The following is a 23157-nucleotide window of genomic DNA, read 5'->3' on the forward strand; positions in this document are numbered from 1 at the left end:
TCCACTGATTAAAGTTTCACTTTATTTTAATCATTTTTTCAGAGTAGCTTGTATCATTTTTTTCTCCCTCCCTTAATATATATAAAATTAGCAAGCCATATCGAGTGGATGTTCTAACAATGGGAGATAGGTTTCTACTAAGAGTGAACTTCCATAGATCGGACTCTTATAGGATTTGTAACGTATAGATGCAATCCTTTAGAGCGGGGATAAAAGGGGGGACAAAAGTGATTGAAATTTGCTTCGAAGAAAAAAATGATGCTGTGTACGTATACAGACAACTAACGAAAAGAACAGAATCCTTATATAAGGAAACAAGTGTATATTTAAACGAACAAAAGGTTGTTATTCATATACCATTATGTGAATCAAATTATATTGAAAAGATTTTATTGCCAGTATTACTATATTTCATTATGAATGTGAAACAAAATGAATGGATTCATACCATTTTAAAGGAAAAGTTTTTTTATGAAGAACAAGAAGAGTGTCATCAAATATTGCATATGGCACATGAGATTTTAAAGGAAAGAAGAAAAGGAGTATCTAGTGATTTAACACGTCAAAAATTTGAATCTTATATTGCGTCGTCTTTGAATGATTGGCTTTGTGATCCGCTCTCATTCTCGTTTTCATCATACGTTCGTTTTCGTCTTCGTACATATAGGGAAATGGTAACTAAGCTTGCTGAAGTTGCAATTGATGAGTATAAGATGGAGCAGGAATACCAAATATTCATTGAGACACTTCGCCAACAAGTAAGTAGCCGGAAATCACGTTTGTCCTGTGTACATCTTATTTTTGATGAAAGTTTTATTTTCTATGATGATAAAGGTAGGCGTTTAAAACAGGAGAAATTGGTTCAATATATAGATGAAGAATTATTAAAGAAACAAGATGTATATATCGATACGAAAGTAATTGCACCACTTCTTTCTATTTCGCCGAAAAAGATTTATTTATATACGAAAGAACAAGATCATAATATGATTATTACTTTGCGAAATGTATTTCAGGAACGAGTGCAACTACATGGATTACATGAGTTTGAGCGCAATGTGAAAAATTTAAAAAATAAAGGTAACGCCCTTGATTTTCTAAGTTTTTGAGCATATAATTACCTACATAAATGAAATATATTGAAATGTCATGATGAGGACATGAGTAGTTATCTACGATTTTCAGAGAGGGAAGCCTTAGGGTGCGAGCTTCCTAGTACGGGATTATTACTTACCACCTCTAAACTTTAGCAGTGAACGTTTTTCTAGTAATTGCTAACGGACAACACCGTTATGTTGAACTTGAGCAATTAACAATAAGGTTAATTGGAACAAGGGTGGAACCACGAATTCAACACTCGTCCCTTTTTATGGGATGAGTGTTTTTTATTTTGAAAAAAAAGAGGAGTGACCAGTGATGGCAGATGTAGTTAAAATTACTTTCCCTGATGGAGCTGTGAAGGAGTTTCCAAAAGGAGTAACAACTGAAGAAATCGCAGCTTCTATTAGCCCAGGCTTAAAGAAAAAAGCTGTGGCTGGAAAATTAAACGATGAGATGATCGATCTTGTTACACCAATCGAAGAAGATGGTGCAGTTTCTATTATTACATTAGATTCTGAAGATGGCTTATATATTTTACGCCACTCAACAGCTCACCTTTTAGCACAAGCGTTAAAACGTTTATATAAAGATGTTAAGCTTGAGCTTGGCATTGGTCCAGTAATCGAAAATGGCTTCTACTACGATATTGATATGGAAGAAGCAATTACAGTTGAAGACTTCAAGAAAATCGAAAAAGAAATGCAAAAAATCGTGAACGAAAACTTAGAAATCGTTCGTCATGAAGTACCACGTGCAGAAGCACTTCGTCGCTTTGAAGAAATCGGCGATGAGTTAAAATTAGATTTAATTAACGATCTTCCAGAAGATGCAGTTATTTCAATCTATGAGCAAGGCGAATTCTTCGACCTTTGCCGTGGTGTTCACCTTCCATCTACAGGGAAGATTAAAGTGTTTAAATTATTAAGTGTTGCTGGTGCTTACTGGCGCGGCGATAGCAATAATAAAATGTTACAACGTATTTACGGTACTGGATTCGTTAAGAAAGCAGAATTAGATGAGCACTTACGTATGCTTGAAGAAGCGAAAGAGCGCGATCACCGTAAATTAGGTAAAGAGTTAAAACTATTTACTAATAGCCAAAAAGTAGGACAAGGTTTACCACTTTGGTTACCAAAAGGTGCAACAATTCGCCGTATTATCGAGCGTTACATCGTTGATAAAGAAGCAAGCTTAGGCTATGATCACGTATACACTCCAGTATTAGGAAGTAGAGAGCTTTATGAAACTTCTGGTCACTGGAACCATTACCGTGATGGCATGTTCCCATCAATGGAAATGGATAATGAAGAGTTAGTTCTTCGTCCAATGAACTGCCCTCACCATATGATGGTTTATAAAAACGATATTCACAGCTACCGTGAATTACCAATCCGTATTGCGGAACTTGGAACAATGCACCGCTATGAAATGTCTGGAGCATTATCTGGATTACAACGTGTACGCGGAATGACTTTAAATGATGCGCACATTTTCGTTCGTCCAGATCAAATTAAAGAAGAATTAAAACGTGTTGTAAACTTAACGTTAGAAGTGTACAAAGATTTCGGTTTAGAAAACTATTCATTCCGTCTATCTTATCGTGACCCAGCAGATACTAAAAAGTATTATGCTGATGATGAGATGTGGGAAAAAGCACAAGGTATGTTAAAAGAAGCTATGGATGAAATGGGTCTTGATTACTATGAAGCTGAAGGTGAAGCGGCATTCTATGGTCCGAAACTTGACGTTCAAGTTCGTACTGCTCTTGGAAAAGACGAAACACTTTCAACTGTACAATTAGACTTCTTACTTCCAGAACGCTTTGAATTAACTTACGTTGGTGAAGACGGTAAACAACATCGTCCAGTTGTAATTCACCGTGGTGTTGTATCAACTATGGAACGTTTCGTAGCCTTCTTAATTGAAGAATACAAAGGCGCATTCCCAACTTGGTTAGCTCCAGTTCAGGCGCAAGTAATTCCAGTTTCTCCGCAAGTACATTTAGACTATGCGAAGAAAGTACAAGATGAATTACGACGTGCTGGTATCCGTGTTGAATTAGACACTCGTGAAGAGAAAATTGGTTACAAAATCCGTGAAGCACAAATGCAAAAGATTCCGTACATGCTTGTAGTAGGTGACAATGAAGTTACTGAAAATGGCGTTAACGTACGTAAATATGGTGAACAAAAATCAGAAACAATCGCATTAGATGCGTTTGTTGACATGATTAAGGTAGAAGGAAAACGATAAGAAAGAGCCGCGGTATACCGCGGCTTTTTTATGTATTATAAAAAAGAAAATCTAGAAAAAATAACCAAACAATACTTATCATAAAAAAGTATTGCAAGTATGCTGGTTGTTTGTTACAATATTTCTTGTTGTTAGTAAAACACATCGCGTCTTCTTGACAGACGTCATGTCCTATGATAAACTCATCAAGGATAATAGAATATGGTTTTGACAAGTAGAAGCACCCGCTTCTCACCTGATGGACGCATTCGCAGTTAGCAGGTAAATGTATTTCTTACTAAAGATATTACAAGTGTGGGTGCCGTGTGCCCGCACTTTTTTTGTCCGGGTTCTACAATTGCAAAACGTATTCTAAGAAAACCTTGGAGGTGGCTTACTATTAGCAAGGATATGATGATTAACGAGCAAATTCGTGCACGTGAAGTACGCTTAGTTGGCGCAAACGGCGATCAACTTGGAATCAAGTCTCGTAATGACGCTTTAGACTTAGCTGCAGGTCTTAATCTTGATTTAGTATTGGTTGCTCCAAATGCGAAACCACCAGTATGCCGCATTATGGACTACGGTAAATTCCGCTTTGAGCAACAGAAGAAAGAAAAAGAACAGCGCAAAAATCAAAAAGTAATTAGCATGAAAGAAGTTCGTTTAAGTCCAACAATTGATGAACATGACTTTAACACAAAACTTCGTAATGCTGTCAAGTTTTTAGAGAAAGGCGACAAGGTTAAAGCGTCAATTCGCTTTAAAGGACGTGCCATTACTCATAAAGAAATCGGTCAACGTGTTTTAGATCGCTTCTCAGAAGCTTGTGCTGAAGTTAGTACAATTGAATCTAAGCCTAAAATGGAAGGACGTAGTATGTTCTTAGTTTTAGCACCGAAAAACGATAAGTAATAGATAGAGGAGGAAATACCTATGCCTAAACAAAAAACTCATCGCGGCGCTGCAAAGCGTTTCAAAAAGACTGGATCTGGTAAACTGAAGCGTTCTCACGCTTACACAAGCCATTTATTCGCTAACAAATCTACAAAAGCTAAACGTAAACTACGTAAAGCTGGTGTAGTTAGCGCTGGTGACTTCAAACGCATTCGTCAAATGCTTGACAACTTAAAATAAGTTCGGCTGATATATAGAACAAACTAGGAGGTAATATTATGCCAAGAGTAAAAGGTGGTACAGTTACTCGTCAACGTCGTAAAAAAGTTATAAAATTAGCAAAAGGTTACTACGGTTCTAAGAGTACATTATTTAAGGTTGCTAACCAACAGGTTATGAAATCTCTAATGTATGCATTCCGTGACCGTCGTCAAAAGAAACGTGACTTCCGTAAATTATGGATTACACGTATCAACGCAGCAGCTCGTATGAATGGTCTTTCTTACAGCCGCTTAATGCACGGTTTAAAAAATGCTGGCATCGAAGTTAACCGCAAGATGCTTGCTGACTTAGCTGTTCATGACGAAAAAGCTTTCGCTGAATTAGCAACAGTTGCAAAAAACAACATTAACTAATTGTTTAAAACCTTAGAAGATTTTCTTCTAAGGTTTTTTTATTTACATTTATTGTAAAATCCTCCACTTATTATCGTTATTTCTTGCTCAAGTATATTAAGATGTGCTTGTAAGAAGTTTTGTAACGATAACGAGGAGACTTTTACATGAAAGTAGGAAAGATTAACGGATGTGTCGTTATCGATATGACAAAATCAATATAAAAGCTATAGCGATATAAAAGAATATATATATAAAGTCAGGAGAATCCTCCTGACTTTTTTTATTTGAACTCATTCGTGAGAAGTGCATCTTTCCTAGCAGAAACGACACTGCTATAATGGAAAGATGATATGGAGCTTTCATCAAGTGAACAATCTATGAGTGATGATTGAAACGTATTTGCAAATTAAGGACAAGCTATCTTTATAAAGATGTAGGTAGCTGACTTGTTAATAAGAAACGAAAAATAATAATGAACTTTGAGATGAAACAACATTGTTGCGGAAAATGCGATGTTGGAGGAGGACAATAGAATGGACTTACTACAACTATTTAAATTACAAAAAGAATTAGATGACCGTATTGTGAAAGAACATGACTTACAACCGAAAAAATTGTTAAAAGAAAAAATGTTAGCTCTTCTTGTAGAAATTGGAGAACTTGCAAATGAAACACGTTGTTTTAAATATTGGAGCAATAAACCAGCTTCAGAACGTGAAGTAATATTAGAAGAATACGTAGATGGTTTACATTTTATTTTATCAATCGGAATCGATTTAGGAATTGATAAAAACTTCTTATTCTATAAATGTGCGCAAACGAATAAAACACAAGTGGAAATTTTCTTAGACACATATGCGAAAGTAATTCGTTTTACAGATCAACCTTCTATTACGAACTATATTGAACTATTTACAAGCTATCTTCGCCTTGGACAAGCGCTTGAATTTGAACAAGATGAAATTGAAAAAGCATATTTAGATAAAAATGAAGTAAATCATCAGCGTCAAACACAAGGATACTAATTTAATTTTTGAATATTTCAATTTCCTTTTGTATAATAAAGTGACTGAAGAAAAAGGAGGGTGTTGGCAATGATAAAATTAGACGAGACATTGACAATGCTAAAAGAATTAACAGACGCACGCGGTATTGCGGGTAACGAGCGCGAACCACGTGAAGTAATGAAGAAGTATATTGAGCCGTTTGCAGATGAACTTTCTACTGACAATTTAGGAAGTTTAGTTGCGAAAAAAGTTGGGGAAGAAAACGGCCCGAAAATTATGGTTGCAGGTCATTTAGATGAAGTCGGATTTATGATTACGCAAATTGATGAAAAAGGCTTCCTTCGTTTCCAAACGGTGGGTGGCTGGTGGTCGCAAGTTATGCTTGCACAGCGCGTAACGATTGTAACGCGTAAAGGAGATGTAACAGGTGTAATTGGTTCAAAACCACCGCACATTTTACCTCCAGAAGCTCGTAAAAAGCCAGTTGAAATTAAAGACATGTTCATCGATATTGGTGCTTCTAGCCAAGAAGAAGCGATGGAGTGGGGCATACGACCAGGAGATCAAGTTGTACCGTACTTCGAATTCCAAGTGATGAAGAATGAAAAGATGTTACTTGCAAAAGCATGGGATAACCGAATTGGTTGTGCAATTGCAATTGACGTATTAAAACAATTAAAAGATGAAAAGCATCCAAACGTTGTATACGGCGTTGGGACTGTACAAGAAGAAGTTGGTCTTCGTGGTGCGAAAACATCTGCAAACTATATTAAGCCAGATATCGCATTCGCAGTAGATGTAGGTATTGCTGGTGATACACCAGGTGTAACGGCAAAAGAAGCACAAAGTAAAATGGGTGATGGTCCGCAGATCATTCTATATGATGCTTCGGTTATTGGTCATACAGGTTTACGTGATTTCGTTGTTGATGTTGCGGATGAATTACAAATTCCATATCAGTATGATTCTGTAGCGGGCGGGGGAACGGACGCAGGAGCAATTCACATTTCTGTAAATGGTATCCCATCTATGGCAATTACGATTGCGACACGCTACATTCATTCTCATGCAGCGATGTTACATCGTGATGATTATGAAAACGCAGTGAAGTTAATTGTAGAAGTTATTAAACGTCTTGATAAAGAGGCTGTACATAACATTACATTTAATTAATAGAAAGAAGCGAAGGATAACCTCCTTCGCTTTTTTCATTTTTAAAACGGTCTTTCTAATCCTGCTGCAGTATGAGCTCCTAAAATAATTAAGCGAGTTAATTGCATTGCCATGAAATGTGGGGTATAAATCATGCCTCTTTTTAACCATGACATAATCATTCCGATATGAGCGCCTGTAACATAACTAATAAGAATATCACGAGGGACCATAAGGTCTTCATCATCTGGCTGGGAAATAGATAGGCTTAATGTTAAATGTGTTTGAATTGTTTTCATCATTTTATAAGAATAGTTTCCAGCTGCCTTATCGCCGAGCATAACGTTATAGAAATTAGTATTGTCTGCGATATGCTCAAACAAAGCTAAAAAAGTTGGATGCGGTGAATCAAAAGTGAGCTGAAAATCTTCTTTATTTCGATTTTGTGGTTTAATTACTGCAGCTAGTTTTTCTAACATTTCTTCTATGCTTTTTTCTAATAAATCATATTTATCATGGTAATGGCTATAAAATGTAGCACGATTTACAGGAGCGCGTTCCGCGATATGTTGCACAGTTACATTTTCGAAGCCCTTTTCGCCTACTAAAGCGACAAAAGCATCCTGTATGAGTTGTCTCGTTCGTTTTACACGTGGATCATTTGTATTTTTAATAGACATTTTTACTTCACCTCGTTTAATTTTTTAACCTTAAACAACACATGTATAGTGTGATGTTGTTTAAACAACATATAGGTTTAAATTGTTGGTTGTAGATTCGGGATAATTATTTATAATTATAAACGATAGTCCTTTAGAAATCAGCACCGCTAGGATGCAGACAAAACATAGTTTGCGTCGTAAAAGGTGTGCTTTTTTTGTTTAAAGGTTAATATAATTAACAATTAAACAATATAAACACTAAGGATGTAAATAGTTTAGAAAAAAATTATATGCGATATAAGGAGAGGAATGCAATGAATCAGTTTCGAAGAATGGTAATTATCAACATTATCACATTAATTGTATTAGTTGGCGGCGGTATTGGCGGTTATTACTATTACAATCAAGCGGAAAACTATTTAAAAACAGAAAATGCAAAGATTGACGGGAAAGTAATCCCAATTGCATCACCAGTAGCAGGTAAATTAACAGACTGGAAAGCTGAAGTCGGAAAAAATTACAATGAGAACGATAAATTAGGTGCGGTTACTGTAGCAGGAGCAAATGGTGAGCAAACAGTAGATGTAACAATTCCGCAAAATGCAACAGTTGTACAATCAAATGCAACAACTAATGCGTTCGTTGGGGCAGGTAGCCCAATTGCTTATGCATTTGATATGAGCAATTTATGGGTAACAGCAAATATTGAAGAAACAAATATTGATGATGTTCAAAAAGGCCAAACAGTAGATGTGTATGTAGACGCATACCCAGATACAACGTTAACGGGAAAAGTAGAACAAGTTGGATTAACAACAGCGAATACATTCTCGATGTTACCATCAAGTAACGCAACAGCGAACTATACGAAAGTAAAGCAAGTTGTACCAGTTAAAGTTTCTTTAGATCATAGTAAATCAGTAAATATTGTTCCTGGAATGAATGTGTCAGTTCGTATTCATAAGTAAGGGGGAGATGAGATGTCCTCAATTGCAATTGTAGGATATGCACTATTTTGTATAATCGTCTTCTTCCTTGTAAATCGTCTTTTACGAAAGAAAAAAACGAATGTGGGAGAAGAACAAGTCCCAGCCGTAAGTAAGATAGAAGTAAGTCAAGCAGAAACAGTAGAGAAAGAACTTGAACAAAAACAAGAAACAGAAGCTTCTAACGTAGTGGAATTAGAAACAGGGAAGCAAGAGCAAGTAAAACAGGAAAAAGAAATGCTGAAGAGACAATTGCCGGTAGAGAATGTGAATGTAAAGGCAGTTGTAGCTGTATTAATTCTCGGTATGTTCGTTTCTATTTTAAACCAAACGATCATTAATGTTGCACTGCCTCCATTAATGAATGAATTTAACGTATCAACTTCAACAGCACAATGGTTAATTACAGGCTTCATGCTTGTAAACGGAATTTTAGTACCAATCAGTGCATTTTTAGTTTCACGATTTACGTATCGTAAATTATTCATAGCAGCAATGTTATTCTTCACTGTAGGATCTATCATTTGTGCTACATCAGGAAACTTTACAATGATGATGACAGGCCGTGTTGTTCAAGCGGTTGGCGCAGGTATTTTAATGCCAGTTGGTATGAATATCTTCATGACATTATTCCCGCCTAATAAACGCGGAGCAGCTATGGGGTTACTTGGGGTAGCGATGATTTTAGCACCAGCTATCGGACCAACTGTAACAGGTTGGGTAATTGAAAACTATAGCTGGAACTTAATGTTCTATGGGATGTTTGTTATCGGTTTAATTATTACGTTCTTATCTTTTAAATTCTTTACACTAGCTCAGCCCGTGTCCAAAACAAAGTTAGATGTATTCGGTGTTATTAGTTCAAGTATTGGACTAGGTAGCTTACTGTACGGATTTAGTGAAGCTGGAAATAATGGCTGGACTAGTGCAGAAGTTGTTATAACACTTATCATCGGTGTCATTGGTTTAGCTGTATTTATTTGGAGAGAGTTAACAACAGACAATAAAATGCTTGATTTACAAGTGTTTAAATATCCGACGTTCACTTTCACATTAGTAATTAACGCGATTGTAACGATGGCCTTATTCGGAGGTATGTTATTACTTCCAGTATACTTGCAAAACATTCGCGGTTTTACACCGATGGAATCTGGTTTATTATTACTTCCAGGATCATTAATTATGGGGATCATGGGACCAGTTGCAGGTAAACTATTTGATAAGTATGGTATTCGTCCGTTAGCAATTGTCGGATTAGCCATTACAACATTTGCGACATATAAATTTACAACGTTATCGATGGATACACCGTATAGCGTTATTATGACGGATTATATTATACGCTCAATTGGTATGTCATTCATTATGATGCCAATTATGACAGCTGGTATGAATGCACTGCCGATGAAATTAATTTCTCACGGTACAGCAACGCAAAATACGTCAAGACAAGTAGCTGGTTCAATTGGAACAGCGATATTAATCACGCTTATGACGCAACAAACTACTGCTCACGTAGCGGATTACGGCAATATGTTAACAACGTCAAACCCGATTTTAGTTGATAAAGTACACGGTATGGGCCAAAGCTTAGCGGCATTAGCCGGATCAGCTCAAGCAGGAGATGCGATGAGTACACAACTATTATTCGGACAAATTTCAAAGCTATCTGCAATTAACGGTATTAACGATGCCTTCTTAATTGCAACTATATTAGCCGGTATTGCTTGGGTGTTATCGTTCTTCTTACCATCAGGCAATAAACCAAATAGAAAAGCAGGGAATTAATTTCCCTGCTTTTTTGTCTTTTTAAAGAGTGAGATATAAAAAATGATAACCAGTTACGGAGCACAGCCCTGTTATAAACAAAATTGTCCCCATAGAACGAATACTCGATATTTGCCCTCCGCTTATAATAGCTAATAGTCCAGCTAAAGAGAAGAAACACCAATATAAAGTTCCTGAAATTGGAACCACCCCCTCTAAATCTATTCCAAAACTTATACAAATGATAGGAACAACGATAAGCGATATGCTAATCAAACCAGCTATAATAGTAAGTGATTTACGATATTTAATGCCAGCAATAATTAAAAAAATGCCAACGATGAATTGGCATAACATCAAAGTAAGAGCCAAAATCATCCAAGTTAATATTCCAAACACTTCTGTATTACCTCCGATAAAATATTATATATAGAATGAATCCCCTACAGACATAAGTACCCAGAAAATAACCCCTAATATGCCAGCGATAAAAATAATGAATCCCATATTACGTATACTTTTAATCTTTGCCTGTAATCCATTTAATCCTGCCAATAATCCAGTTAAAGAAAACAGTATCCAATATAAAGTAGTTGAAATAGGGAGGATCGTATCGCTATTCACCCCCATGCCCCAAAAAACAAAAGGTAGTGTGACAAAAGATAGGCTAAGTAGCCCCATTAAACCCACAAATAATTTAAGATGTTTAATGCTAGTAATAATTAAAAAAATACCACCGAAAAATCCGCATAAAACAAGAAGTGGCATATAAAAAATCCAAAGTAAGCTCGACATAAATAATCTCCTTCTATGGTGATGAGTTATATTTTACTACATGAGGTTTATTTTGGATATTATTAATAAATATGTATAAATTGATAGAAATGAGAAGTGATGATACGAATTAATAAAAGAGGTATCGCGATGACACCTCTTTCTAACTCAAGAATGCTAACATATTATTCATAATATGAAATAACATAGCTGGAATAATGGATTTTGTTTTTTTACATAAAATAGCCATTAATAATCCCATGAAGAAAGTAATTACCATTACTCCAAGTGAGTATGTATGAGCGATACCGAAGAAGAAGCTTGTTATGATGGCTGCAATCCAAAATGGAAAGCGTTCTGAGAAGAAGCGAAGTATAAAACCACGGAAAATAAGCTCTTCAAAAATTGGTGTGAGTATAGCGAAGCCGAGAAGTAATAATATTTGATACTGCTTAAAAACGTCTAAGTTTAGTGCGGAAGATTGCTGCTTTGTTGCGTCTTGGAACACATAATTTAACAAGATGTAATTGAGTATAATGTTTATAGCGAAGAAAAGAAGTAAGTATACGTATGTACGCCATTCTTTAAGTACTTTAAAGTTAAAAGATTTTAGTAGTAATTTTTTTGCGGGTTCGAATTTAAAAATGAAGAATAACAACACGGCTAGTTGTAATACGATACTTGCAGTATTTGCAATAGATTCATACAGGGCAATTTGTTTTTTATCTGTAAGACCGGCTGTATAAATTGTTAAGGGCATTGCGAGGAACACAGTAATAAGTCCGGTTCCGAAAAAAGCGAATAAAACGGAGCTAATAAATTGTCCCCATGACATAGAGTATTTCTGTTCATTAGAAAGTTGTGTAGCGGGTTGCATTTGTAAAATCACCTCTTTATATTTGTATATTTAATTATAAAGTATTTTGCTTTTGAGTGTAACATTTAAATATTACATACAAAGGTGTATTTTTCGCAAAATAATAAAAGAGGTATCACCCTATAGTGATGCCTCTTTCTCATTGATAACTATGTTCTGCCTTGTCATTCAATTTCTTTTGCTCTATTTGTAATTCACGCTCTACCAATCGGTCTAATTGCTGAATAGCTTTAAGTGCTTTTTCATAAGAAATCGTTCTATAATGGTGCGCTCCGCCCGGTTCTTCATCTGCTTCGTCTGCCCATTTAATAATGTTTTGAAGAGATGTTCTTTCAATTTCTTGCTGTACTAAGAAAGAATCTGTATGAAGAAGAATCGCAATAGAAATTTCTTTTGCTAGTTTAGGATGTTCTCCTAATCTAATAAGCAATTTATGAGATCTTTCTGCCCCTTTAATCGCATGTATATCATTCTTTTTATACAAGTCATAGTCCCATTCGCCGCCTGTGTACCACGTATGATGTCCGATATCATGAAGGAAGCCAGCCTTTGTCGCAGCATCGACTGAGGCGTGATGCTTTTTGGCTAAGTGAAACGCATGGTAAGCGACAGCAATCGCGTGGACCATTCCAGAACGGTTTACATATTTTTGTGTAATGTGATGTTTAAAAACTTGTTCAAGCGTAATACGTTGCATAAAACATTCACTCCTTTTATCTAATGATGTACATGAAGAAAAATCGATCGGTTTAAATGTATTTTGAACATTGTACTCCATCGGGGTAGCGTTAGTAAAGTAGAAATGTTTAGGAGAAGAAAAATTTTATAGACATAAAAGGTCACCTTAGTTTTTTTCTAAGGTGACCTTTTATTGCTTATTTTTTTAATCCTTGCTCCAGTGTTCCTAACATTTCGTGTTTTTCATTTTCATCAGCATTTTTCCAAATGACTTCGAATAAAACGCCAAGACCTGGAAGCATTTTTTCTTCACCGCTTTGAATTGCATCGACAATCGTTTCTTGTAATTGATCTTGTGAATTTCCAGATACATTCGCTAATACCGCGCCGCGTAAATTAAAACTCATTATCTTCACCTCTTCTTCAGAATTGAAACTGACGTTAGTTTTTGTTCTTTTTTATGTAAATATGTATGAAAAATAGGCTATAATGATAAGACAAGAAGAGAGGGAAATACATATTATGAAAAACATTGATTCAGTACAAAACCCGCGTGTGAAGCAGTGGAAAAAGCTGCAGACGAAAAAAGAGCGCGATAACAAAGCTTTATTTTTTGTAGAAGGATTCCATTTAGTAGAGGAAGCGTTAAAGGCAGGAGTTGTAACAGAACTTATCGTTTCAGATCAGACAGATCTTCCGAAAGATTGGACAGTTAATGATGTTGAAATGTATATTGTGCCTGAAGCAATTGTAAAAGTACTTCGCGAAACAGAAACAACGCAAGGTGTATTTGCTGTTTGTGAGAAACATGAGAAAGAAGTAGCTCTTACTGATGGGAAATTTCTTTTATTAGACGGCCTTCAAGACCCAGGTAATTTGGGAACGATTATTCGTACAGCGGATGCAGCTGGTATTCATGCCGTTGTGCTTGGAGAAGGGTGCGTTGATGTTTATAATAGTAAAGTACTACGATCTACACAAGGTTCTATTTTCCACTTACCGGTTGTAAAAGGGAACTTAGAAGAATGGGTAGACAAGTTAAAAGAAAATAACGTCCCTGTATATGGAACAGCTCTTGAAAATGGAGTTCCATTTGGTGAAGTAACCCCGGCTGGAAGTTTTGCATTAATTGTAGGGAATGAAGGAAGCGGCGTACGCCAAGAAATTCTTGCGAAAAGTGATCAAAACTTGTATATTCCGATTTACGGCGGGGCAGAATCATTAAATGTTGCGGTTGCAGCAGGGATTTTAACGTATTATTTACAAAGCCCAGTTGCGAATCGATAAAAAACTTCTTATAATAAGTTGAAGTGCATGTTCATAAAAAAGTGGTGAAATGAGTATCGAACTTTTTTGAACATATAATAAAAGTATATTAATGAAAAACGTTGATAGAGAAGAGTAGCTTACAAAATCGCCATATAGGGAGAGAGTGCCGTAGACTGAAAGCATTCTTATGGTAGATGGAAGTGAATTCACCTCTGGAGTTGGCGCCAGGACCATTTATATGTAAAGGCGTTCCGGTCAGAATTGATCGTTATAACTAATGAGTGGGCAGACTTGTTCTGTCAATTTAGGGTGGTACCGCGAATTTACCTCGTCCCTTTTTGGGAGCGGGGTTTTTTTATTTTTAAAATTAGGAGGGTTCCAAATGGAAGCACGTTTAAAAGAGCTAAAGCAAAAAGCGTTAGAGCTTATTGAAGAAGCGAAAGAGCTAAAGGGCTTAAACGACGTACGCGTAGCGTATTTAGGGAAAAAAGGTCCAATTACAGAAGTATTACGCGGCATGGGAAAATTATCAGCAGAAGAGCGTCCACGTATGGGAGCATTAGTAAATGAAGTACGTGAAGCGATTCAAACGCGTCTAGAAGACAAAATTGGTAACTTAGAAAAAGCAGTAATTGAGGCGAAATTAGCTACTGAAACAATTGATGTTACACTGCCAGGTCGTCCTGTTGAAACAGGTTGTCACCATCCGTTAACAGCAGTTGTTGAACAAATTGAAGATGTATTCATCGGTATGGGTTATGAAGTAGCTGAAGGAACAGAAGTAGAAAAAGACTACTACAACTTCGAAGCATTAAACTTACCGAAAGATCACCCAGCGCGTGATATGCAAGATACATTCTACATTACAGAAGAAACGTTACTACGTACACATACATCTTCTGTGCAAGCACGTACGATGGAAAAGAATAAAGAAAAAGGACCGATTAAAATTATTTGTCCTGGTAAAGTGTATCGCCGCGATGACGATGATGCAACGCATTCACACCAATTCATGCAAATTGAAGGTCTTGTGATTGATAAAAACATTCGCATGAGTGACTTAAAAGGTACACTGCAAGTATTCGTGAAAAAGATGTTCGGTGAAGATCGTGAAATCCGTCTTCGTCCAAGTTTCTTCCCATTCACAGAGCCGTCTGTAGAGATGGATATTTCTTGTATGATGTGTCACGGTAAAGGTTGTGGCACTTGTAAAGGGACTGGTTGGATCGAAATTTTAGGAGCAGGTATGGTTCACCCGAACGTACTTGAAATGGCTGGTTATGATTCAAAAGAATATCAAGGTTTCGCATTCGGTATGGGCGCAGAGCGTATCGCAATGTTGAAATACGGCGTAGATGACATTCGTCATTTCTATACAAATGATGTACGTTTCTTACAACAATTCAAACGAGCGTAAGGGAAGGAGAGGATAAATATGTTCGTATCATATCGTTGGTTACAAGAGTATGTAGATATTAAAGATGTAACAGCACAAGAACTAGCAGACAAAATCACGAAAAGTGGTATTGAAGTAGAAGGTGTTGAAGTATTAAATAAAGGTGTAAAGGGTGTTGTAGTTGGTCACGTATTAGAATGTGAAAAACACCCAGAAGCTGATAAATTAAGCAAATGCTTAATCGATATCGGTGAAGAAGAGCCGGTTCAAATTATTTGTGGAGCTGCTAACATTGCAAAAGGTTTAAAAGTACCAGTTGCAAAAGTTGGCGCTGTACTTCCTGGTAACTTCAAAATTAAAAAAGCAAAACTACGCGGGGAAGCTTCTCACGGTATGGTTTGTGCTCTTCAAGAGCTTGGTATTGATGGGAAATTCGTTGCGAAAGAATATGCAGACGGTATCTTCATCTTCCCAAGTGATGCTGAAGTTGGTGCAGATGCACTTGAAATTTTAAATTTACATGATGAAGTACTTGAGCTTGGTTTAACACCAAACCGTGCAGATTGCTTAAACATGTTAGGTGTTGCATATGAAGTAGCTGCTATTTACGGCCGTGAAGTAAAACTTCCAGCTATCGACTTACAAGAAACAGCAGAAAAAACTTCTGATTACATTTCTGTAAGTGTAGAAGCGAAAGAAGAAAACCCATTATATATTGCAAAAATGGTGAAGAACGTAAAGATTGGTCCATCACCAATGTGGATGCAAACTCGTCTTATGGCAGCTGGCATTCGTCCAATTAGTAATGTAGTTGATATTACAAACTACATTTTAATGGAATACGGTCAACCGTTACATGCATTCGATTACGATAAATTAGGTTCAAAAGAAATCGTTGTTCGTCTTGCAAAAGAAGGCGAAAAGATTCAAACATTAGATGCTCAAGAACGTACGTTACAAAGCCACCATCTTGTAATTACAAACGGCACAAAAGCGTTAGCTGTTGCTGGTGTAATGGGCGGAGCGGATTCTGAAGTTGATAGCGAGACAGTAAACGTTCTAATTGAGTCTGCATACTTTGCAGGTCAAACAGTGCGTCGTACATCAAAAGACTTAGGTCTTCGTAGCGAATCAAGTGCACGTTTTGAAAAAGGAATCGACCCAACACGTACATTTGAAGCAATTCAACATGCAGCTGCTTTAATGGCAAAATACGCTGGTGGAGAAGCACTGGAAGGTGTAGTAGAAGCTGATAACTTACAAGTACAAGAACGTACAGTATCTGTTACAGCTGAAAAAGTAAACCGTGTATTAGGTACAGATATTTCTGCGAGTGAAATGGGTACAATGTTCACAAACTTAAAATTCCCATTCACAGAAGTAGAAGGAACATTCCATGTAAATGTACCAGCACGTCGTCCTGACATTACAATTTCAGAAGACTTAGTAGAAGAAGTAGGTCGTCTGTATGGTTATGATCACATTCCAGTTACATTACCATCTGGAACAATGACACGTGGTAAATTAACATCAGCACAAACGAAACGTCGTAAAGTACGCCGCTTCCTAGAAGGTGCTGGTTTATATGAAGCAATCACATATTCATTAACAAGCGCTGACAAAGCGAAACAATATATGGTTGAGCCGAACGAAAAAGCTCCTGTAAATCTTGCGCTTCCAATGAGCGAAGAGCGTAGCCAACTTCGTTTAAGCTTAGTGCCACAATTGTTAGAAGCAGTTTCATACAATGTTGCACGTAAAAACGACAGCGTTGCATTATATGAAGTAGGTTCTATCTTCTTACCAACAGAAGCAGGAGAACTTCCGAAAGAAGAACAACATCTTGCAGGTGTTATGACAGGTCTTGCTCTTCACCATGCATGGCAAGGTGAGAAGAAAGTTGTAGACTTCTTCGTTGTTAAAGGTGTATTAGAAGGATTATTCGACGTACTTGGCGTGGCAAATCAAATCACTTATGCACCAGCAAAACGTGAAGGTATGCACCCAGGCCGTACAGCTGACATCGTATTAGATGGTGAAGCAATCGGATTCATCGGTCAATTGCACCCGGAAACAGAAAAACAATTAGATGTGAAAAATACATTCGTATTCGAATTATCTCTTGCAAAAGTATTCGGTGCAGACGCTGAGGAAACTTACTACTCAGCAATTCCACGTTTCCCATCTATGACACGTGATATGGCTGTTGTAGTAACAACAGAAACAAAAGCTGGTGAAATGAAGCAAGTCATTGCTGAAGCTGGCGGAGAACTTCTGAAAGACGTAGCACTATTCGACTTATACGAAGGTGAAAAAATGGAAGAAGGCAAGAAATCACTTGCATTCTCTATGAACTACTTCGATGCAGAACGTACATTAACAGACGAAGAAGTAACAGAAGCACATAACCGTGTATTAACAGTGGTAGAAGAGAAATTTGGTGCGGAGTTACGTAAGTAATAAAAAATTGCCGGATTAAGTCCGGCAATTTTTTTTATGGCACGATTGTCGGAAAATGTCGGTAAGTCGATATATTATAAAAATCGCTGATATATTTTCTGGCATCTTGCATCTTTCTCTCGAATGTAGTACATTAATTTTAGTTTAACAAAACGAAAGACGATGATAAGGAAAAGTAGTATATACTATAATCCAAAGCGAGTCAGGGACGGTGAGAGCCTGATGAGGCGGTATATGTGAAGAACACCTTGGAGTTGCTAACCGAAATTGAAACTTGTATTCAAGAGTAGACTTAGACGGGAATCCGGCCTGTTACAAACCGGGAAGTATGTATTACATACGAGTTAAAGTTGGTCTTTATGACAAATTGGGTGGTACCGCGAAGTTTAACCTTTCGTCCCTTTATGGATGAAAGGTTTTTTTGTATTTAAATATATGAGTAAAGGAGAATTTTACTATGGAAAACACATTAGTAAAAAGTCTGTATAGAGATACAGATAAATACGCAGATCAAACAGTACAAGTATCGGGTTGGATTCGTAACTTACGTGATTCAAAAGCATTTGGTTTCATCGAATTAAACGACGGTAGCTTCTTCAAAGGTGTTCAAATCGTTTTCGATACAGAATTAGAGAACTTCAAAGAAATTGCAAAGCTTCCACTAAGCTCTTCAGTTAAAGTAGAAGGTAAAGTAATTGCAACGCCTGGAGCGAAGCAACCATTTGAAATTAAAGCAGAAAAAATTGATATCGAGGGCTTATCAGACTCTGATTACCCACTTCAAAAGAAGCGTCATACGTTTGAATATTTACGTACAATCGCTCACTTACGTCCAAGAACAAATGCATTCTCTGCAACGTTCCGTGTGCGTTCTATCGCAGCATTTGCGATTCACCAGTTCTTCCAAGAGCGTGGATTCGTACATGTTCACACACCAATCATCACTGGTAGTGATACAGAAGGTGCAGGCGAAATGTTCCGCGTAACAACGCAAGATTTAAACAACGTACCTAAAGGTGAAGACGGACAAGTTGACGAATCAAAAGACTTCTTCGGTAAAGAAACAAACTTAACAGTAAGTGGACAGCTTAATGCTGAAGCTTATGCGTTAGCATTCCGTGATGTGTACACATTCGGTCCTACATTCCGTGCAGAAAACTCAAACACAACTCGCCACGCAGCTGAGTTCTGGATGGTTGAGCCTGAGATTGCATTCGCTGAGTTAGGCGATGTAATGGATCTTACAGAAGATATGCTGAAATATGCAATGAAATACGTACTAGAGCATGCACCAGAAGAAATGGACTTCTTCAACAGCTTCGTTGATAAAACAGTTCTAGAGCGCATGAACAACGTAATCAACTCTGACTTCGGTCGCATCACTTATACAGAAGCAATTAAAGTACTTCAAGAATCAGGTGCTGAATTCAAATACCCAGTAGAATGGGGTATTGACTTACAAACAGAGCACGAAAGATACTTATCAGAAGAAATCTTCAAACGCCCTGTATTCGTAACTGACTATCCGAAAGACATTAAAGCATTCTACATGCGTATGAACGAAGATGGTAAAACAGTAGCAGCTACTGACCTTCTAGTTCCTGGCATCGGCGAATTAATCGGCGGAAGTCAACGTGAAGAAAGAATGGACGTTTTAGTAGACAGAATTAAAGAATTAGGTATGAACGAAGAGGACTACTGGTGGTACTTAGAACTTAGAAAATACGGCGGTACAAAACACGCTGGATTCGGTCTAGGTTTCGAGCGCTTCCTAATGTACATTACTGGCATGGCTAACATCCGTGACGTAATTCCATTCCCAAGAACTCCAGGTTCTTCTGAGTTTTAAGATATAAAAAAGCGAGAGGATTTCCTCTCGCTTTTTTTATTGGAAAGGGTGTAACTACAAGCCGAATTTTATAAAGTATTTCACGATTGGAAAAGATGTTGTTCATAGTTCCCTTCCCACTTCATATATAAGTAAAACGAATGCGACATTTATAGGGAAGGGGTTTTTGTACAATGGGAGAAATTCCAAGTCATACAAAGTGGACATTGCGTGACAAGTATATAGTAATCACTGGTGCAACAAGTGGTATTGGATTAGCGGCAGCTAAGGTATTTGCAGAACGCGGTGCCAAACTAGGAATCATTGCACGTAACGAAGCAAAAGCGAATGATGTTATGACTCGAATTAAAAATGTAACGAATGGGAATGCAGTGGTAGATATATTTTTAGCTGATATGGCTTCCCAACAATCTATACGCCGGGTAGCTACTAATATTTTAGAAAGGTGTCCGAGAATAGATATATTAGTGAATAATGCTGGTGCTTTATTTCAAACAAGGCAGCTTACGAAGGACGGTTTGGAGATGACCTGGGCGGTAAACCATTTAGGTCCATTCTTACTCACTAATTTGTTGTTGGAGCGTTTAAAAGAAAGTGCTCCTGCTCGTGTCATTACCACTGCATCTCACGGTCACAAAATGGCTAAAAAGGGAATTGACTTCGGTGATCTAGATGCAGAACAACTTTATCGCGGTGTTAAGAAGTTCATGGGCGGTCCCACAATGCGTTATGTGCAAACAAAACTGGCTAACATTTTATTCACCTCTGAATTGGCACAGCGGTTGGAGGGAACGAGTGTTAGTGCCTATAGCTTTGATCCAGGGCTAGTGGATACGAATTTTAACCAGGACAATGGTCTGGTTGCTCGCTTAACTATGGCAGCAATGAAACCTTTCTCTCGTACACCCGAGGAAGGTGCTGAAACTCTAATATGGCTAGCAGAATCAACTGAATTTACTGATCATAGTGGTTATTACTATGCCGATAAGCAAATAGGAAAAATGTCTGAAGCTGCCTTAGATAAGGATGCCGCAAAACGTCTATGGGACATTAGTGAAAAACAGACAGGAGGATAAAAGAGTAGCCAGTATATGTTCAGATGGCTATGCTGAATAGTTTTTTACTCTTAAGTGAAAAGTAATCTTGGGGGTGATTGTAATGAGTAAGAAAGTGAAAACAGACCATTCTAGATCAAGCTTAGGTTCTCCGGAAGTGGAAGGACAAGGAACGACTACGCATGAAACGGGTTCTTATAAAGTACCTTCATCAAATAAGAAGCAGAAACGAAGTTAAACATAAAAAGGGAGTCATGGAGACTCTCTTTTTTTAGTTGAATAGTGAATATATATTGTCCTGAATTTAAATATATATCGATATAACGAAGAAGTGCGACAAAAATAGGAACGTGTGAGATCCTATTTATCCATTTTTCATTCATAAAAGGCGAAAAGAATTCAATTCTTTTCGCCTTGTTTAGTTCATCCATATCCTGTCGATACTAAAAAGTAGTTATTTTTTCAATAAGCGAAACGCCTTCTCTGTATTAGCAAAATGCACTTTCACAAATTCAGGTAGTCTTTCTTTACCGACTTTTTGAATTAATTTAGCAGCGGCAATATCAACTTGTTTACCAGCACCTTTCGGAAGTTGCATACCAGCTTTTTTGCTTAGTTCGTCAAATTGTTTTACGAATGAGTAACGAGCTAAAATGGAAGCGGCGGCTACTGCTAAATGGACACTTTCACCTTTTGTAGCGAAGTAAACATTTTCACGCTGTACCTGTTTTTGTTTCGCTAAATATTTATAGTATGTATCAGGCTGTGTAAATTGGTCGATTAAGATACCCTCAGGTGTTGTAGGTGCAATTTTAGCCAATAAGTTTGTGATGGCTTTGTTATGTAGTAAAGCTTTTAGTTTACCTTGGTTGTTTCCTTTATCAAATAGCTCGTTATATTTTTCATTATGAAGAACGAGGGAGCTGTAAGGAACAACGTGAAGGAGTTGTTTTGCAATCTCAGCAATTTGAGCATCATTTAAGTTTTTGGAGTCTTTTACACCGAGTTCTTTTAAAAGTGGAATTTGCTTCGCATCCACATATACAGCAACAACTGTCATCGGTCCGAAGTAATCACCAGTACCTACTTCATCGGACCCTAAAATCGACATTGTACCAATAGAAGAAGGTGGTGCATATTGATGCGAATTGACCGATTTTTTTACAGCGGATTTTGGTGTTTGAGAGACAGTTTGCCAACGAGAAGCCTCTGCTTCAGCACGTCCACCTTGAAACATTACTTTCCCTGATTTATAGGCTGTAATTGTGCAAGATGGAACCTTTGCCATAAAGATACCGCCTTGCGGAATTTTGGGGCTAAGTGCTTGTTTGTATTGTTGTTTCATGTCTTCAATTACTGTAGAACTTGTTTGTATTACGATAGAATTTGACAAAATGGTCGCTCCTTTTTTATGTTGTTATTTTTATCATATCGGATTGTTCTTTCTGTTTCCATATTATGATGGTTCATGGTATGATAAACTTTAGGATTCTGTACGTGATTGGAGGCCGGTGAGTTGTCACAACAAAAGGGAAATAAAAGTCGAATTAATGTAGAAATATATGGCCAACAGTATTCAGTTGTTGGCGATGAAAGTACAAGTCATATCCGCATGGTAGCAGCGATTGTGGATGATAAAATGCGCGAACTCAATGCCAAGAATCCTTCGCTTGATACGAGTAGACTAGCGGTATTGACGGCGGTAAACGTCATACACGATTACATAAAATTAAAAGAAGAACATGAGAAGTTGAAAGAAAGTATGACACAAAAAGGAATGGAATAAACATGATTGATATTATTATCATTTTATTGCTTGTTATGGGATTTTTCCTCGGTTTACGCAGAGGATTTATTTTGCAACTTGTAAAGTTAACAAGCTTTATTATCGCATACCTCGTTGCATACTGGTACTGTAAAGATTTAGCGCCAACGCTTGCGAAATTTATTCCGTATCCATTCGATAAGAATGTATCTGTTCCAGAATGGATAGATGCGAATAATATTGAGGGTGTCTTCTATCAAGCAATTGCGTTTATTGTATTATTTATTATTACAAAAATCGCACTTTCACTACTTGGTAATTTACTGAATATGTTTGCAGAAATCCCAGTTTTAAAGCAAGTCAATGCGGTTGCTGGGGCACTTCTTGGCTTTTTAGAAGTGTATATCATTCTGTTTGTCTTAATTATTGTTGGAACAATTCTTCCAATTGAACAAATACAAACACCATTACAAAAATCATCAATTAGCAAAATAATTGTAGACGATACACCGATTCTTTCTGAAAAGGTGAAGGAACTATGGCAGACAGGTAGCAGAGTGTAACTTCTCTTTTTTCGGAAAGAGAAGTTTTTTTCTATGAAAGAAAGGCGGGG

General features: G+C 37.1%; 24 protein-coding genes and 4 other annotated features. Of the genes, 17 read left to right on the plus strand and 7 right to left on the minus strand.

Annotated elements, in window-relative coordinates:
* Positions 1-227: 227 nt before the first annotated feature.
* The 7 genes from ytxC to AC0IXC_RS08940 all read left to right on the plus strand — a co-directional run bounded on the left by ytxC (position 228) and on the right by AC0IXC_RS08940 (position 7027).
* Positions 228-1109, plus strand: coding sequence for a putative sporulation protein YtxC (gene ytxC / locus AC0IXC_RS08910; RefSeq protein ID WP_061673936.1), 882 nt, complete (start codon positions 228-230; stop codon positions 1107-1109).
* Positions 1110-1140: 31 nt separating this feature from the next.
* Positions 1141-1368 (plus strand) — a binding site (T-box leader).
* A gap of 48 nt (positions 1369-1416) precedes the next feature.
* Positions 1417-3354, plus strand: coding sequence for a threonine--tRNA ligase (thrS, locus tag AC0IXC_RS08915; protein WP_002034275.1), 1938 nt, complete (start codon positions 1417-1419; stop codon positions 3352-3354).
* A 206-nt stretch (positions 3355-3560) separates the two neighbouring features.
* Positions 3561-3681 (plus strand) — a sequence feature (ribosomal protein L20 leader region).
* A gap of 63 nt (positions 3682-3744) precedes the next feature.
* The gene (gene infC / locus AC0IXC_RS08920) at positions 3745-4248 is read left to right on the plus strand and encodes a translation initiation factor IF-3 (protein ID WP_002015470.1); all 504 of its coding nucleotides are present in this window, start codon (positions 3745-3747) and stop codon (positions 4246-4248) included.
* Between the two features lie 21 nt (positions 4249-4269).
* The gene (gene rpmI / locus AC0IXC_RS08925; protein ID WP_001125945.1) at positions 4270-4470 is read left to right on the plus strand and encodes a 50S ribosomal protein L35; all 201 of its coding nucleotides are present in this window, start codon (positions 4270-4272) and stop codon (positions 4468-4470) included.
* Between the two features lie 38 nt (positions 4471-4508).
* Positions 4509-4865, plus strand: coding sequence for a 50S ribosomal protein L20 (gene rplT / locus AC0IXC_RS08930; RefSeq protein WP_001138364.1), 357 nt, complete (start codon positions 4509-4511; stop codon positions 4863-4865).
* 515 nt (positions 4866-5380) lie between these two features.
* Positions 5381-5872 carry a dUTP diphosphatase gene (locus AC0IXC_RS08935; protein ID WP_002015469.1) on the plus strand — a complete coding sequence of 164 codons (492 nt, stop codon included), beginning with the start codon at positions 5381-5383 and terminating at the stop codon, positions 5870-5872.
* A 69-nt stretch (positions 5873-5941) separates the two neighbouring features.
* On the plus strand, positions 5942-7027 hold the full coding sequence (locus AC0IXC_RS08940; protein WP_471652835.1) for a M42 family metallopeptidase: 1086 nt from the start codon (positions 5942-5944) through the stop codon (positions 7025-7027).
* Positions 7028-7068: 41 nt separating this feature from the next.
* Here the strand turns inward: AC0IXC_RS08940 and AC0IXC_RS08945 are convergent, their stop codons facing one another.
* Positions 7069-7686, minus strand: a complete 618-nt coding sequence (locus AC0IXC_RS08945) for a TetR/AcrR family transcriptional regulator (RefSeq protein WP_002015467.1) — start codon at positions 7684-7686, stop codon at positions 7069-7071.
* A gap of 296 nt (positions 7687-7982) precedes the next feature.
* On the opposite strand from AC0IXC_RS08945, the gene AC0IXC_RS08950 reads away from it, so the two are divergent.
* Together AC0IXC_RS08950 and AC0IXC_RS08955 are read left to right on the plus strand one after the other, a co-directional pair.
* Complete coding sequence (locus AC0IXC_RS08950; protein ID WP_002190842.1) at positions 7983-8636, plus strand: HlyD family secretion protein; 654 nt, start codon at positions 7983-7985, stop codon at positions 8634-8636.
* 12 nt (positions 8637-8648) lie between these two features.
* Positions 8649-10442, plus strand: coding sequence for a DHA2 family efflux MFS transporter permease subunit (locus tag AC0IXC_RS08955; RefSeq protein ID WP_002143335.1), 1794 nt, complete (start codon positions 8649-8651; stop codon positions 10440-10442).
* Positions 10443-10463: 21 nt separating this feature from the next.
* On the opposite strand, the gene AC0IXC_RS08960 is transcribed toward AC0IXC_RS08955, so the two are convergent.
* From AC0IXC_RS08960 to sspI, 5 genes are all read right to left on the minus strand, one after another.
* On the minus strand, positions 10464-10820 hold the full coding sequence (locus AC0IXC_RS08960) for an ammonia permease (protein ID WP_341087279.1): 357 nt from the start codon (positions 10818-10820) through the stop codon (positions 10464-10466).
* 24 nt (positions 10821-10844) lie between these two features.
* Entirely contained in the window at positions 10845-11216 is a 372-nt protein-coding gene (locus AC0IXC_RS08965; protein ID WP_002165001.1) for a hypothetical protein, read from the minus strand.
* A 142-nt stretch (positions 11217-11358) separates the two neighbouring features.
* Positions 11359-12072 (minus strand): CPBP family intramembrane glutamic endopeptidase, encoded by a 714-nt coding sequence (locus AC0IXC_RS08970; protein WP_002167594.1) that lies wholly within the window; start codon positions 12070-12072, stop codon positions 11359-11361.
* Positions 12073-12211: 139 nt separating this feature from the next.
* Positions 12212-12769 (minus strand): HD domain-containing protein, encoded by a 558-nt coding sequence (locus tag AC0IXC_RS08975; RefSeq protein WP_002143328.1) that lies wholly within the window; start codon positions 12767-12769, stop codon positions 12212-12214.
* Positions 12770-12947: 178 nt separating this feature from the next.
* Complete coding sequence (gene sspI, locus AC0IXC_RS08980; protein ID WP_000009511.1) at positions 12948-13157, minus strand: small acid-soluble spore protein SspI; 210 nt, start codon at positions 13155-13157, stop codon at positions 12948-12950.
* 82 nt (positions 13158-13239) lie between these two features.
* Here sspI and AC0IXC_RS08985 point away from each other — a divergent pair, with 82 nt between their 5' ends.
* The 6 genes from AC0IXC_RS08985 to AC0IXC_RS09010 all read left to right on the plus strand — a co-directional run bounded on the left by AC0IXC_RS08985 (position 13240) and on the right by AC0IXC_RS09010 (position 21017).
* A complete protein-coding gene (locus AC0IXC_RS08985) occupies positions 13240-14037 on the plus strand; it encodes a TrmH family RNA methyltransferase (RefSeq protein WP_002015458.1) in 798 nt (265 codons plus the stop codon).
* 92 nt (positions 14038-14129) lie between these two features.
* Positions 14130-14358 (plus strand) — a binding site (T-box leader).
* 43 nt (positions 14359-14401) lie between these two features.
* Positions 14402-15436: a phenylalanine--tRNA ligase subunit alpha gene (gene pheS / locus AC0IXC_RS08990; RefSeq protein WP_002015457.1), complete on the plus strand. Its 1035-nt coding sequence runs from the start codon at positions 14402-14404 to the stop codon at positions 15434-15436.
* 18 nt (positions 15437-15454) lie between these two features.
* Positions 15455-17875: a phenylalanine--tRNA ligase subunit beta gene (gene pheT / locus AC0IXC_RS08995; protein ID WP_341087282.1), complete on the plus strand. Its 2421-nt coding sequence runs from the start codon at positions 15455-15457 to the stop codon at positions 17873-17875.
* Between the two features lie 153 nt (positions 17876-18028).
* Positions 18029-18280 (plus strand) — a binding site (T-box leader).
* 52 nt (positions 18281-18332) lie between these two features.
* Positions 18333-19724 carry an asparagine--tRNA ligase gene (asnS, locus tag AC0IXC_RS09000; RefSeq protein WP_002034242.1) on the plus strand — a complete coding sequence of 464 codons (1392 nt, stop codon included), beginning with the start codon at positions 18333-18335 and terminating at the stop codon, positions 19722-19724.
* A gap of 173 nt (positions 19725-19897) precedes the next feature.
* A complete protein-coding gene (locus tag AC0IXC_RS09005) occupies positions 19898-20800 on the plus strand; it encodes an SDR family oxidoreductase (RefSeq protein ID WP_471652836.1) in 903 nt (300 codons plus the stop codon).
* An 82-nt stretch (positions 20801-20882) separates the two neighbouring features.
* Positions 20883-21017 carry a YuzL family protein gene (locus AC0IXC_RS09010; protein ID WP_002112167.1) on the plus strand — a complete coding sequence of 45 codons (135 nt, stop codon included), beginning with the start codon at positions 20883-20885 and terminating at the stop codon, positions 21015-21017.
* Positions 21018-21233: 216 nt separating this feature from the next.
* Here the strand turns inward: AC0IXC_RS09010 and rnhC are convergent, their stop codons facing one another.
* Positions 21234-22172: a ribonuclease HIII gene (gene rnhC, locus AC0IXC_RS09015; protein ID WP_214932259.1), complete on the minus strand. Its 939-nt coding sequence runs from the start codon at positions 22170-22172 to the stop codon at positions 21234-21236.
* 123 nt (positions 22173-22295) lie between these two features.
* Between rnhC and zapA the strand changes: the two genes are divergently transcribed.
* Together zapA and AC0IXC_RS09025 are read left to right on the plus strand one after the other, a co-directional pair.
* A complete protein-coding gene (zapA, locus tag AC0IXC_RS09020) occupies positions 22296-22565 on the plus strand; it encodes a cell division protein ZapA (protein ID WP_002088902.1) in 270 nt (89 codons plus the stop codon).
* A 2-nt stretch (positions 22566-22567) separates the two neighbouring features.
* Positions 22568-23107, plus strand: coding sequence for a CvpA family protein (locus tag AC0IXC_RS09025; RefSeq protein ID WP_002034246.1), 540 nt, complete (start codon positions 22568-22570; stop codon positions 23105-23107).
* Positions 23108-23157 lie beyond the last annotated feature (50 nt).

The sequence above is a fragment of the Bacillus sp. AC266 genome (assembly GCF_979253805.1).